We start from the raw sequence: 12466 nt of genomic DNA, 5'->3' as shown, positions 1-12466 counted from the left end.
GACCGCTCAGAAACGGTCCTCGCGCTCTTCCCGGCGCAGGCCGTCGTCCCGCTTCAACCACGGCAGCGTGTGCTGCACGTAGATGTGGTATTGCGGCGCCACGGCTTCCGGATAGTCCAGGCTTCCGATGGCCACGCACGCATACCCGTCTTCTTCGATCGTGCACAGCGTGGCGAAATTGACCCAGGCCACGACCGGCGCGCCCGCACTGCGACGACACGCATCGCAGTGACAATAGTGCGGATTGACCGGCTCGCTCCGCGCCACGTACGCGACCGCGCCACACAGGCAGTGACCGCGATAGACGTGCATCGGTAGACCGGGCTCCGCCGCGGGCATCACATGCTTCAGCGCGGAGCGTAGGCGCGCAGGAACATATCCACGGCGGCCTCGGCGTTTTCTTCCATTTCCTTGCGGAACTGCGGGCAGTTGTCGTCGACGCAGCCGAGCAGACGGCGGAAATGCAGATCGCCCTTCAGCAGGCACAGGAACTGTCCCGCTGCGCGATCGACATCCTCGATCACGAGTTCGCCGCTGGCCACATACTCTTCCAGCATCGCCTGCATCAACTGACGCGAGCGCATCGGCCCTTCTTCCCACAGCATCTGCCCCAGACGCGGCTCGCCGCTGGCGCAATCGCTGGTGATGGCACGCCACACGCCGATGGTTTCCGGACTGCTCATCAACTTGGCGTGGTGACGGGCGATGCGCAGCAGCGCCTCGCGCAGCGAGTCACCCTCGTGCCTGCAGTACAGCTGCTCGGGCACCATGCTGCGGCAGCGCGCACGCACCGCCTCGCGAAACAGCGTGGCCTTGTCGCCGAAGTGGCTGTAGACGGTGAGCTTCGAGACACCGGCCCGCGAGGCCACCGCATCCATGCTGGTATGTTCGAAACCCTGATCGGTGAAGAGGTCCTGGGCCGCATCGAGAATCGCAGCGCGCTTCTCCATATCCTTCGGCCGACCCGGACGCTGGCATTTGGCGATCGTATTCATCAGGGAAGTTTCGTTACACAAACAGTTGATTTTATTATACGGTTCGGTTCAATTATTTCCAGATGCGGTTGCAGTGTCCGCCTGCGGACACTGCCGACCGTCCGCGGACACGGTGACTTCCGGCACTTCGGCTACTCTCGACCAGCCCGCACGATGCAAGGCGATCATGCGGTTTAGGGCCGCATGGATGGCTCGCGCTACCCTGCGACTCTATAATTCCACGCTCGTTCCCAGCACATAAGCTAGATGACCATGAATCTCGAACTGGCCCGCCAGAACATGATCGAAAACCAGGTCCGCCCCTGGGAAGTGCTCGACGCCCGCGTTCTGGAGGTGCTGAGCCGCGTGCGACGCGAGGATTTCGTGCCCGACGCCTACCGCAATCTCGCCTTCGCCGACCTCGCGCTGCCGCTGGGTCACGGCGAACAGATGATGAAGCCGGTGCAGGAAGGCCGCATGCTGCAGGCGCTGGATCTGACCGGGTCCGAGGACGTGCTGGAAATCGGCACCGGCTCGGGTTTCATCACGGCTTGCCTGGCGACGCTGTCGCGCCGCGTGGCCAGTGTCGAGATACACGCCGATTTCACCGAGCGTGCCCGTGATCGCCTGCGCGCCGCCGCGATCGAGAATGTCGAACTGGTGACTGCCGAAGCGGTCAACGAATACCACCCCGGAGGCGTTTTCGATGTCATCGCGGTGACCGGCGCGGTGGCGCACGTGCCCGAACGTTTCAGCCGCTGGCTCAAGCAGGGCGGCCGCATGTTCGTGGTTCGCGGATGCGCGCCGATCATGGAGGCCGTGCTGCTGCATCACGAAGGCGACGGTCGCTACCGCGAAGAAAGCCTGTTCGAAACCGACCTTCCCTATCTGAAGAACGCACAACCGGAGTCGCGGTTCACGTTGTAACGTGCCGCGTTGTCATGAGGACGATGCCCCGATGAGACCTATCATGCGCTTCAAACCCGTTTTGCTGGCCCTGGCCATCACCGCCGCCATGCCCGGCATGGCCCATGCCGAGGATCTGATGCAGGCCTATCAGCAGGCGCGTCAGAACGATCCGCAACTGGCCCTGGCCGAAGCCAACACGCGCAGCGTCCACGAGGGCATCAACCAGGCACGCGCTGCACTGTTTCCGCAGATCGACGCCAGCCTCGGTCTGACCCAGGACAATCGCGGTCGTTCGTCCGGCACCTACATCGACCAGAGCACCGGTCAGCTGTACATGACGCCGGCCACGGGCTACCTGCGCACCCGCAACCTGTCGCTGACGCTGAGCCAGAGCGTGTTCGACCTCAGCCGCTACGAGGACCTGAAGTCCGCGCACGCGCAGGCCGACAGCCAGAACTCCCAGTACACGGCCGAGGAGCAGAACCTGCTCGTCCGCGTGGCCACGGCGTACTTCAACGTGCTGACCGCGAAGGACCAAGTCGCCTTCAGCAAGGCGCAGGAAAAATCGCTGGCCCGTGAGCTGGACCAGGCCCAGCAGCGCTTCAAGGTCGGGCTCTCCGCGATCACCGACGTGCAGGACGCCAAGGCGCAGCACGATTCGGCCACCGCACAGTTGATCAGCGCGCAGAATGCCCTCGACGATGCCCGCGAGGCCCTGACGCAGATCACCGGCGAGCCCGCCAGGAACCTCAAGGTGCTGCGCGACGAGGTGCCCTTGCAACCGCCGGTGCCCAACGATGTATCCGACTGGGTGCGCACCGCGCTGCAGAACAATCCGAGCATCATGGCGCAGCGGTACAACGTCGACGCAGCCGATTATCAGATCAGCTCGGCCCGCGCCGGCCATCTGCCGACCATCAGCGCCAACGTGTCCTACGGCAAGAGCTCGACCTGGAGCGAGAACGGCACGCTGAACACCTCGACGCCCAGCGACACCACCTTCGGGCTCACCCTGCGCGTACCGATCTTCTCCGGCGGGCTGGTGCAATCGCAGGTTCGTCAGGCCATCGCCCAGCGCGACGCCTCGAAGGATGGACTGGAGTCGCAACGCCGCCAGACCATCCGCAATACCCGCAACTATTTCCGCTCGGTGATCGCCGGCATCAGCGAAGTGGAAGCCACGCGTCAGGCCGTGCAATCGTCGCAGAGCGCACTGGAGGCCACCGAAGCTGGCTTCAAGGTCGGCACCCGCACCATCGTCGATGTTTTGATCGGCCAGCAGAACCTGACCAACGCCCAGCAAAGCTACTCGCGCGCACGTCACCAGTTCGTGCTCAACCAGCTACTTCTGAAACAGGCTGCGGGCACGATTACCGTCAAGGATCTGCAAGCGGTCAACGCTTTGCTCGAATCACCGGACGGAGCCTGAAGCGCTCCACGGAGCACACAAAAAAGCCAGCGTTCAACGCTGGCTTTTTTGTGTCGGAGCAAACCGCAGAAATCATTCCAGAAGCGGTTCGATGCGCTCCATGATCCGCGCGACCGCACCACTCTCGCGCTCGAACACCTGTCGCGCCGAACGCCCCATGCGATCCCGCACCTCTGGGTGCTCGAAGAGCTCACGCACACTTGCGCCCAGGCTCTGGGCGGTGACCCGGCGCGCCGCATCCACGCGCAGCAGACCGCGGGTGATGCCCTCGAAATTGAAGGTGTGCGGGCCGACCAGCACCGGCTTCGACAGCGACGCCGGTTCCAGCAGGTTATGGCCGCCGATCGGCTCCAGGCTTCCGCCCACGAACGCCACGTCCGCTGCAGCGTAGAACCTCATCAACTCGCCCATGGCATCGACCAGGAAACACTGTGTGGTCGACTGCGGCAATTCATCCTCGCTGCGCGTGGCCATGCGGAAGCCGAGACTGCGGATGCTGTGCTCGACTGCGCGGAAGCGCTCGGGGTGGCGGGGTACCAGCAGCAGGAGCGCATCCGGAAAACGCCGCAGCACCTCCAGGTGCGCCTCCAGCGCCAGGGTTTCCTCGCCTTCGTGCGTGCTGGCAGCGATCCAGACCGGGCGCTCGGCGCCCCATGCCTCACGCATGGCGCACGCCTCGTCCCGGATTTTCGGCGGAAGCGGCATGTCGAACTTCAGGTTGCCCGCCACGCTTATGCTGCTGCGCCGCGTGCCCAGCAGGCGGTAGCGCGCCGCATCCGTCAGCGACTGCGCTGCCACGTGATACACGCAATGCAGCGCCTGCCTGGCCAGCGGCTGCAGCGGCATGTATCCACGCAGCGAGCGCCGCGACAGGCGCGCATTGACGATAAGCAGAGGAATCTGGCGCTTGCAGCACGCGCTGTAAAGATTCGGCCAGATCTCGGTCTCGACGATCACCGCAATGCGCGGCCGGACGCGGTGCAGAAAGCGGCTGACCGAGAACGGCAAGTCGTACGGCAGATACACATGGAACACCGAGTCGCCGAACAGTTGCCGCACGCGCTCCGAACCGGTCGGCGTGACCGTGGTCACCACCATCGGCCAATCCGGATAACGCGCCATCAGCGCCTTGATGAGCGGCTCGGCCGCATTCACCTCGCCGAGGGACACCGCATGGACCCACAGACTGCGGTCGCGGAAACCGGGCGACTCGAAGATGCCGAATCGCTCGCGCCAGCGCTGATGGTAATCGCCGTAGCGCATGCCGCGCGCCCACAGGCGCAGCATCAACAGCGGCGTGGCGATGAACATGGCGAGGGTGTACAGCAGGCGCAAGCGCGCGACTCCGGTCCGGTTCGACGGACCAGTATAGCCATTGCGCGCATCGCCATCCCCGCAAGCAGGCGCGCATTGACTACAATCGGTCCTCCATGCCCGGTGCCACGCGTCCATCTTTCCGTTCCGCCCTGCTCCGCCCGACCCAATGGCCGGCGTGGATCGGGCTCGGCTGCACCTGGCTGCTGGCGCGCCTGCCATACCGCTGGCTGCTGGGCATGGGGCGCCTGCTCGGTGCGCTGATCAACCGCATACCGAACGCCCGTCGCCCGATCGCCGAGCGCAACATCGCGCTGTGCTTTCCCGAGCGCGATGCCGCCGCACATAAGGCACTGGTCGATGCGCACATGCGTGACCTGGGCATGATGTTGGCCGAGTTCGCGGTCGGCTGGATGGGCAGCGACGCCGCTGTGTCGCGCATTCCCGTGACCATTGAGGGCCTTGAGCACCTCGAAGCCGCCAAGGCGCAATCGCGCGGCGTGCTGCTGGTCGGCGGCCATTTCTCGCACCTGGAGTTGTGCGCGCGTCTGGTTTCGGACCAGATCCGCATCGCCGGCATGTACCGGCGCATGGATTCGGACGTGTTCGAATGGGCCGTGCTGCGCGCGCGGCTGGATTACGCCGAGGCCATGTTCGACAAGGACGATCTACGCGGCACCGTGCGCTATCTGCGCAACGGCGGCACGCTGTGGTACGCGCCGGACCAGGACATGCGCAGCAAGGACAGCGTGTTCGTGCCGTTCTTCGGCGTGCCGGCGGCCACCATCACTGCCACCCACCATCTGGCGCGCCTGTCCGGCGCCAGCGTGATGCCGTTCTTCCACCGCCGCCTCGACCACGGCCGGGGATACGCCATCCGCATCGGCGCTCCGCTGGAAGCGTTCCCGAGCAGGGACGTCGTCGCCGATACCGCGCGCGTCAACGCCGCCATCGAGCAGATGGTGCGCGAGGCGCCCGAGCAGTATCTGTGGGTACACAAGCGCTTCAAGACGCGCCCGCCCGGCGAACCGCCTGTCTACTCGCGCCGCTGACCGTCGTCGTGCGCACGCGCGTTCCGCCGCGCCTCGTACAGCTTCGCGTATTTCAGGAACACATAGAACGCGCCGGTCACGCTGGCGACGAAGCCGGCCCAGCCGCTGAGGAAGTAGCGTTTGAACAGGTACTGCCGCAGAAAGAACACCGGCGGATACAGCACCATGCGCACGCCTGTGAAGCGCTGCCGCCGGCGCAACTTGTGCGCGACCATGCCGCTGGAATAGCGGTTGATCTTGTCCACACGCGTCGCAATGTCGGCATCGCCGTCGTTGACGAAATCCGCCTCGCGCAGCGTGCGCACCGGGCCATCGACTTCGACGGCGGCGTGCACCTCGACATCGTTCATGCCGCCGCGGCGGCGATCGAACAGTCGCAGATGCCCATTGCGATGACTGTGGCGGTGCTGCACGCCCCAGAACATGCGTTCGCGGCGCGGCAGGCGGTAACCGGCGACATCCGGTGCAACCAGCGCCCGCTCGATCACCTCGCGCGTGCCCGGCGACAGGATTTCGTCGGCATCCAGATTCAGCACCCAGTCGTGCCGCGCCATGTCGATGGCGCGCTGCTTCTGCGGGCCGTAGTCGTCGAACGGATGCGTCTCCACCCGCGCTCCGTGCTGGCGGGCGATGGCCACCGTGTCGTCGTCCGAACCGGAATCGAGTACCACCAGGTCCTCGACCCAGTCGACCTCACGCAAACAACGATCCAGTGTGTCGGCGTTATTGTAAGTGATAACCACCACCGACAGCGGTTCACGACCGGCCATGCACGACTCCCGGCGATTCCTCGACCACGAACAGCGCCGCGCACCACAGCGCCAGCAGCCACCAGAACAGCAATCCCCACCAGGCCGAGTAGAACGCCAGGTGCGTGTTCAGCGGAAACAGCGTCACGCCCAGCGCCAGCGTCGCTGGAAACGCGCGTCGCCGCGCCGCCGACCCGACACGACGCCAGGCGCGGACGGCCACCGCGGCGGCCGCCAGCCAGATCAGCAACCCGAGCGTGCCCGTCTCACTGGCAACCTCCAGCAGCAGTTGATGCGCATGACAGGCGCCCTCATGCGCGCCGCAGGCCTCGTCGCTGACCACGAAATGATCGTTCTTCGGCGCGTACTGCGGATAGGCATAGCGGAAGCCGCGCACGCCGACGCCGTTGATCGGATGCCCCGCATACATGCGCGCGGCCACGCCCCAGATATCCAGGCGTCCGCTCAATGCCGCATTCACGCCCGACTCGCTGTCGCTGAACACCTGCATGCTGCGCGTGACACGCGCCTCGAAGCGCGGCGAAAACTGCCAGGCCACACCGACCGCCAGCGCCAGTGCAACCAACCCGCCCGCGCAGAACAATGCAAAACGCTTCAGTGTGCGTGCCTCGAACGCGGCATAGGCCAGCACCACCAATGCGAACGTCAGCCACGCCGCGCGCGAACCGGACAGCAGAATCGGCCCCAGTAGCAGAAGCAGCGCGGCAACCATCCCGCGCAAGCCCCAGCGCTCGCGCGCTGCCCACACCACGAAGGGCGACAGGCTGGCCAGCACCGGCCCCAGCTTGAGATTGTCGGCGCCGAAGATGCCCGATATCCGATGTGGCGCAGCCTGCCCGCCCAGACTCCAGCCGGTGAACATCTGCACCCAGGCGTCCAGCGCCCAGCACGCCACGACGATGGCGCTGGCGACGTACATCGCCCGCAGGCGCGGCCAGCGACGGATGGCGAAACAGGCGTAGATGCCCAGCGGGGCATAGCGAAGAATGCCGGCCACCGTCAGCCAGCTGCGTCCCGGCGCCACGCTGTCGAGTGCCGACAGCAGCGCAGCCAGCAGGTACGCCGCGAACAGCATCAGCAGCAGTCGCGCGCCGGCATGATTGGACAACGCATGCGGCTCGCGCGCGAACAGCATCACGCAGCCGAACAGGCACAGCAGCGTGCCCAACTCGCTGGCGCGGCCGAGCGGCAATAGCGCCAGCACCAGCCAGAATGGCAACAGTGACGAACGCAGTGCGGCTTTCAGGGACGAGGCTTCGGACATGCACGGCCATCCGCGAGACAAAGGCCGATTGTAGGCCAGCCGGAAGCCCGACAGCCATGCGTCACGGCGAAACGGCGCTCAATCCGTGTCTGTATGTGTGAGCAGTTCGTCGTACAGGCGCAGCACATCCATCTGCATGTCCTGCAGACGATAACGATCCAGCGGCGCAATCGACGGCGCCAGACGCAGCAACTCGGCGGCGCGCTCGACCAGCCGCTCCTTGTCGCCCAGCGGCACGCGGCCGGCGGGATACAGCTCGGCGAGCAATTCGCCGACACCGCCGTGGGCATAGCCCAGCACGGGACGGCACAGCGAGAGCGCTTCGATCACGGTGCGACCGAACGATTCGGGCTTGTTGGACAGCTGCAGGATGAGCGATGACACCGCAAAGATGTCGCGCACATCATCGCGCGGCGGCGTCATCACCACCTTGTCGTCCATGCCGCGCGCTGAAATGCGTTGCCGCAACTCGGCGACGTAGGCTTCGCGCCCAGGCTCGATCACGCCCAGCAGCAGCAGTCGTGCCTCGATGCCGCGACTGTGCAGCCCGGCCAGCAGTTCGATGGCGTCGTCGTGTCCCTTGAGACGCGTGCCGCGACCCGGCAGCGTCAGCAGCGGAAACGCATCCAACTGCGGATATTCGCTGAAGAAGCGCTCGCGCCATTCGTCCTCGGGCCGATAGCCATACGGAAAGGCCGCACTGTCGACGCCGCGCGGAATCACGTCCAGGCGCGAACGGTCGAAATCCGGATAGTGCTTGATGACGTAATCGCGCACGCTCTGCGACACCGCGATCACGCGGTCGCCACGCAGCATGATGCGGCTGTAGAACCCCGGCGAGTTGAGCCCGTGCACGGTAGTGACGAAGTGTGGTCGCGGTTTCATGCCGCGAAGGGCCAGGTAGCCCAGCCACGCTGGCATGCGCGAGCGCGCGTGCACGATGTCGGGCTTGATCTCGCGCAGCAGACGGCGCAGCGCGCGCACCTTGCCAAACACGCCCAGCGACTTGCGGCCGATATCCAGGGTGATGTGCCGGCTGCCGCCTTCCTCCAGCTTGTGCACCAGCCGTCCGCCCGCCGAGATCACCACCGAACGATGCCCGGCGGCAACCAGCGCGTTGGCGATTTCCAGGGTCGACCGTTCCGCCCCGCCCGAATGCATGGCAGGCATCAATTGAACCACGGTCATCGGCGACGACGACCGGGCAACGGTAGGTACCCGGTTTGGCATGTTGAAGGGACTCTGCGGCCCGGTGTTGTACATGGCGTCACTGCCTATGTCCCAAGCATCCCTGGAATGTCAAGCAAAGAACATGCCGAATCAGGAGTCAAATATGTGATCCGGAACGCAGATTTCAGTCCGTCAGCACATATTGCGCGGCGCAATAGGGACATACGGCAGTTCCGCCCTCGTCCTCGATGGGCAGATACACCCGCGGGTGCGAGTTCCACAGGTACATGCCCGGCATCGGACACGACAGCGGAAGGTCGCTGTGCGTCACTTTGTAACGATGTTCGGCATTGGCCGGCACCAGTTTTTCCGCGGCCGGATCTTGGCGCTGCATGGGTCAGGCTCCAGGGTCGAAAGTCAGACCGACATGGTACCGCAGCCGGGGTCGCGTCGGCACGATCCGGCCAGGAGCCTGGGCGATAGAAACACATGCGCCTAGTGCCTACGGCCGAATCGGCATCCGTGCACGATGTCCTAGAATGCTACGGAGCGCGACAGGGGTGGAACGCGCCTCGCATGCGCCGTCACGGCCATCGACACATCATCAGGGAGAACGCCATGGATTTCGACAGACTACTGACCCGGATCAAGGGCATTTTGCTGCAGCCGAACCGGGAATGGCCCGTCATCGCAGGCGAAGCCGAATCCGTCGCCTCGCTGTACAAGCGCTACATCCTGATTCTGGCCGCCGTGCCGGTGGTCTTCGCGTTCATCAAGTCCAGCCTGATTGGCTATTACGCATTCGGCATGCACGTGCGCGATTCCTTCGGCCACGGGATTTGGCGACTGATGCTGGGCTATGTCCTCAGCCTTGTGCTCGTGTACGTGGTCGCCGCCGTGGTCAATGCGCTGGCGCCGACCTTCGAAGGCCGCAAGGACCCTATCCAGGCGCTGAAACTCACGGCCTATGCCTGGACCGCATCGTGGGTCGCCGGCATGGCCGTGGTCATTCCCTGGATCGGCTGGCTCGTCATGTTCGCCGGCGGCCTGTACGCCATCTACCTGTTCTACCTGGGTCTGCCGCACACCATGCAGTGCCCGGCCGAGAAGCGTCTCGGCTACACCGCACTGAGCGTCTTGATCGCGATCCTCCTCGGCTGGGTGCTCGCCGCGATCCTCGGCGCCGTGACCGGAGCCGGCATCCTGATGCATCGCCTTCACCACCACGCGGACCGCGCCGCGCAGGCGGATGTCGCCAGCGCGATGGCGCAGCTCGAAGACCGGAACAAGCGAGCGGACGACGCGGACAACAGCGACAAGACGGCCGCCGAGCACATCCAATCGATGGCCCCCGACCGCATGCGCGCCCTGCTGCCCGGCGGTCTGGACGACCTGACGCGCAACAACGCCCGCGCCAGCCGCCAGGACGTGATGAACATGCAGATCAGCCAGGCCCGCGCCACCTACCTCGGCGAGAACGGCCAGCGCGTCGATCTGACCATCACCGACACCGGCGGCGCGCGCTCACTGCTCGCGCTCAGCGGCATGATCACGCAAGACATGGAAACCGTCACCGACGACGGCTTCGAGAAAGTCCGCCACGACGGCGACCGCATCGTGCACGAACGCTGGAACGACAAGACCCGAAGCGGCGAATACGCCGTACTGGTCGGCGGCCGCTATGCGGTGCGCGCACAGGGCCATGCAAAGGATTTCGAGGTACTCAAGGATGCCGTCGACGCGGTGAACCTGGATGCGCTGGAAAAGCTGCGCGACGCGGGCGTCGGCGGGAAGTGAAACGATAGCGCCCGCCGCCGGCTCACGACGGCGGGCGCCGTGGCAATCACTCGCCCTTCATCATCTTCTGCATCTTGGCGTAGGCTTCCGCGCCCAGCGCCTCGACAGTGATATGCACCTTCACCTCGTCGCTGACCATCGGCGCGTAGGCACCCACGCCGAAGTCGCTGCGCTTGAGCGTGGTGGTGGCGTCGAAGCCGGCCGCCGGCGCCTTCAGCATCGGCTGGATGCCGACCTTGTTGACGGTCACATGCAGCGTCACCGGCTTGGTCACGCCGTGCACACTGAGGTTACCGTCGACCGTCAGCTTGTCCTTGCCCGCGGGCGTCACCTTGGTGCTGACGAAGTGCGCGGTCGGGAATTTCGCGACGTTGAAAAAATCGGCGCCCTTCAGGTGCTCGTCCAGCTTGGTGACGTGCGTGTCCAGCCCGGACAGCGGAATATCGACCTTCACCGACGACTTCGCCGGATCGGCGGCGTCATACACCAGCGTGCCGGTGATGTGGGTGAAGTTGGCGTCCGGGTTGGAGAACCCGAAGTGATTCCAGACCACACGGATCTGGGTGTGGTTGGGATCGAGTTTGTAGGTGACCGGCTTGGCCATGACCGGCGCGGCGGATAGCAGACCGATCAGCAGGGTGGCGAAGAAAGTACGCATAGCATCAGACTCCATGAAGGTGAGGACGGGTCGAGGCCGCGCAGTCGATCCGCAACAGCCATGATTCGACATCGGCGTTTCCCAGTGTAGGGGTCCCGTGCGACCCTTCCACCCCCGCCACCGAGAACAGACTGTGCTCGAAAACGACACAAAACCCGTTTCCGGCACCGCACAACGTTGCTGGGTGCTCACCGATGGCGCGGCCGGCAACGAGCGGCAGGCACTGGCCCTGGCGCAGGCGCTGGAACTGCCGGCGCGCAATCTCGTGCTGCCGCTGCGGCCACCCTGGTCATGGCTGGCGCCACGCAGGCTGCCCGGCGGCCGTCTCGCTGTGGACGCCGGACACCGGCACCACCTGGCGCCGCCCTGGCCGGACCTGGCCATCGGCTGCGGACGCGCCGCGGCCTTGCTGACCCGCCTGCTGCCCGACCTCTCCGGCGGCACCACCCGCTGCGTGCAGATTCTCGATCCGCGCATCGACCCGAAGCACTGGGATGCCGTGATCGCACCGCAGCACGATGGGCTGACCGGCCCCAACGTGCTCAACCCGCTGGGTTCGCTGAATCCCATCGACGATGCCTGGCTGGCGAGTGGCCGCGAAGCCTTCGCCCACCTCGGCGAGCTGCCCGGCCCGCGTCTTGGCGTCCTGCTGGGCGGACCGCGGCGCGGCGCACCGCTCGACGAGGCCTGGACCAACCGCCTGGTCGCCCATCTCCGCGCGCGCCGGCAGCGAGACGGCGGCAGCGTGCTGCTGCTGGCCTCGCGTCGCACGCCGGACGCGCTGTTCGAACGCGTGCGCGACGCACTGGAGGGCGTTCCGGGTCTGCAGTGGCGCAACGTCGCGGACGGCCCCAACCCCTACCCCGGCGTGCTCGGCTGGGCCGACCGCCTGATCGTGACGCCCGACTCCGTCAACATGCTCTCCGAGGCCGCCGCCACCGGCGCGCCCGTGCACACCCTGGTTCCGGAGACGCTGCCGCCGAAGCTGGCGCGCTTCCATGCCGCGTTGCGCCAGCGCGGCTTGCTGCACGATCTCGAAGACGAGGCCCCGACCACGACAGCCCCGCTCCGCGAAACCGCCGCCATCGCCGCCGAACTGCGCCGAAGACTCGGGCTCTGAGCATCAAAA

Annotated in this window: 13 protein-coding genes; 5 read left to right on the top strand and 8 right to left on the bottom strand. The window is 65.7% G+C overall.

The genetic code is table 11. The features are described 5' to 3' along the window. Positions 1-6: 6 nt before the first annotated feature. Complete coding sequence (locus BTJ49_RS12680; protein ID WP_113065771.1) at positions 7-312, bottom strand: hypothetical protein; 306 nt, start codon at positions 310-312, stop codon at positions 7-9. 35 nt (positions 313-347) lie between these two features. Beyond that, on the bottom strand, positions 348-995 hold the full coding sequence (locus tag BTJ49_RS12675) for a TetR/AcrR family transcriptional regulator (RefSeq protein WP_113065770.1): 648 nt from the start codon (positions 993-995) through the stop codon (positions 348-350). A gap of 246 nt (positions 996-1241) precedes the next feature. On the opposite strand from BTJ49_RS12675, the gene BTJ49_RS12670 reads away from it, so the two are divergent. Both BTJ49_RS12670 and BTJ49_RS12665 read left to right on the top strand, forming a co-directional pair. Beyond that, complete coding sequence (locus BTJ49_RS12670; RefSeq protein ID WP_113065769.1) at positions 1242-1901, top strand: protein-L-isoaspartate O-methyltransferase; 660 nt, start codon at positions 1242-1244, stop codon at positions 1899-1901. Positions 1902-1932: 31 nt separating this feature from the next. Further along, a complete protein-coding gene (locus BTJ49_RS12665; RefSeq protein WP_343125532.1) occupies positions 1933-3312 on the top strand; it encodes a TolC family outer membrane protein in 1380 nt (459 codons plus the stop codon). Between the two features lie 72 nt (positions 3313-3384). Here BTJ49_RS12665 and waaA read toward each other — a convergent pair whose 3' ends face one another. Then, positions 3385-4647 carry a lipid IV(A) 3-deoxy-D-manno-octulosonic acid transferase gene (gene waaA, locus BTJ49_RS12660; protein ID WP_113065767.1) on the bottom strand — a complete coding sequence of 421 codons (1263 nt, stop codon included), beginning with the start codon at positions 4645-4647 and terminating at the stop codon, positions 3385-3387. A 95-nt stretch (positions 4648-4742) separates the two neighbouring features. On the opposite strand from waaA, the gene lpxL reads away from it, so the two are divergent. Next, complete coding sequence (gene lpxL / locus BTJ49_RS12655) at positions 4743-5678, top strand: LpxL/LpxP family Kdo(2)-lipid IV(A) lauroyl/palmitoleoyl acyltransferase (protein WP_113065766.1); 936 nt, start codon at positions 4743-4745, stop codon at positions 5676-5678. Here lpxL and BTJ49_RS12650 read toward each other — a convergent pair. From BTJ49_RS12650 to BTJ49_RS12635, 4 genes are all read right to left on the bottom strand, one after another. Beyond that, complete coding sequence (locus BTJ49_RS12650) at positions 5663-6448, bottom strand: glycosyltransferase family 2 protein (RefSeq protein ID WP_113065765.1); 786 nt, start codon at positions 6446-6448, stop codon at positions 5663-5665. The two genes, lpxL and BTJ49_RS12650, sit on opposite strands and share 16 nt — an antisense overlap. Continuing rightward, positions 6435-7712, bottom strand: a complete 1278-nt coding sequence (locus tag BTJ49_RS12645; protein ID WP_113065764.1) for an O-antigen ligase family protein — start codon at positions 7710-7712, stop codon at positions 6435-6437. Before BTJ49_RS12645 ends, BTJ49_RS12650 begins: the two co-directional genes overlap by 14 nt. Positions 7713-7790: 78 nt before the next feature. Beyond that, positions 7791-8882 (bottom strand): glycosyltransferase, encoded by a 1092-nt coding sequence (locus BTJ49_RS12640; RefSeq protein ID WP_240601830.1) that lies wholly within the window; start codon positions 8880-8882, stop codon positions 7791-7793. Positions 8883-9066: 184 nt separating this feature from the next. Next, positions 9067-9276, bottom strand: coding sequence for a zinc-finger domain-containing protein (locus tag BTJ49_RS12635; RefSeq protein WP_113065762.1), 210 nt, complete (start codon positions 9274-9276; stop codon positions 9067-9069). 224 nt (positions 9277-9500) lie between these two features. On the opposite strand from BTJ49_RS12635, the gene BTJ49_RS12630 reads away from it, so the two are divergent. Then, on the top strand, positions 9501-10679 hold the full coding sequence (locus BTJ49_RS12630) for a Yip1 family protein (protein ID WP_168184743.1): 1179 nt from the start codon (positions 9501-9503) through the stop codon (positions 10677-10679). 46 nt (positions 10680-10725) lie between these two features. Here the strand turns inward: BTJ49_RS12630 and BTJ49_RS12625 are convergent, their stop codons facing one another. After that, positions 10726-11283: a YceI family protein gene (locus BTJ49_RS12625; protein ID WP_240151780.1), complete on the bottom strand. Its 558-nt coding sequence runs from the start codon at positions 11281-11283 to the stop codon at positions 10726-10728. Between the two features lie 187 nt (positions 11284-11470). Here BTJ49_RS12625 and BTJ49_RS12620 point away from each other — a divergent pair, with 187 nt between their 5' ends. Beyond that, a complete protein-coding gene (locus tag BTJ49_RS12620; protein ID WP_113065759.1) occupies positions 11471-12457 on the top strand; it encodes a mitochondrial fission ELM1 family protein in 987 nt (328 codons plus the stop codon). Positions 12458-12466: the final 9 nt, after the last annotated feature.

The sequence above is a fragment of the Oleiagrimonas sp. MCCC 1A03011 genome (assembly GCF_003267965.1).
Lineage (GTDB): Bacteria > Pseudomonadota > Gammaproteobacteria > Xanthomonadales > Rhodanobacteraceae > Oleiagrimonas > Oleiagrimonas citrea.
The sequence above is the reverse complement of the archived record's forward strand: the minus strand, read 5'-3'. Positions and strand labels throughout refer to the sequence as shown.

What these genes read in the sequence shown, in the direction of transcription:
- BTJ49_RS12645 (WP_113065764.1), bottom strand. Translation starts at nt 7,712, where the DNA reads ATGTCCGAAGCCTCGTCCCTGAAAGCCGCACTGCGTTCGTCACTGTTG.
- BTJ49_RS12675 (WP_113065770.1), bottom strand. Translation starts at nt 995, where the DNA reads ATGAATACGATCGCCAAATGCCAGCGTCCGGGTCGGCCGAAGGATATG.
- lpxL (WP_113065766.1), top strand. Translation starts at nt 4,743, where the DNA reads ATGCCCGGTGCCACGCGTCCATCTTTCCGTTCCGCCCTGCTCCGCCCG.
- BTJ49_RS12640 (WP_240601830.1), bottom strand. Translation starts at nt 8,882, where the DNA reads ATGCCTGCCATGCATTCGGGCGGGGCGGAACGGTCGACCCTGGAAATC.
- BTJ49_RS12665 (WP_343125532.1), top strand. Translation starts at nt 1,933, where the DNA reads ATGAGACCTATCATGCGCTTCAAACCCGTTTTGCTGGCCCTGGCCATC.
- BTJ49_RS12625 (WP_240151780.1), bottom strand. Translation starts at nt 11,283, where the DNA reads ATGGCCAAGCCGGTCACCTACAAACTCGATCCCAACCACACCCAGATC.
- BTJ49_RS12650 (WP_113065765.1), bottom strand. Translation starts at nt 6,448, where the DNA reads ATGGCCGGTCGTGAACCGCTGTCGGTGGTGGTTATCACTTACAATAAC.
- BTJ49_RS12635 (WP_113065762.1), bottom strand. Translation starts at nt 9,276, where the DNA reads ATGCAGCGCCAAGATCCGGCCGCGGAAAAACTGGTGCCGGCCAATGCC.
- BTJ49_RS12630 (WP_168184743.1), top strand. Translation starts at nt 9,501, where the DNA reads ATGGATTTCGACAGACTACTGACCCGGATCAAGGGCATTTTGCTGCAG.
- BTJ49_RS12670 (WP_113065769.1), top strand. Translation starts at nt 1,242, where the DNA reads ATGACCATGAATCTCGAACTGGCCCGCCAGAACATGATCGAAAACCAG.
- BTJ49_RS12680 (WP_113065771.1), bottom strand. Translation starts at nt 312, where the DNA reads ATGCACGTCTATCGCGGTCACTGCCTGTGTGGCGCGGTCGCGTACGTG.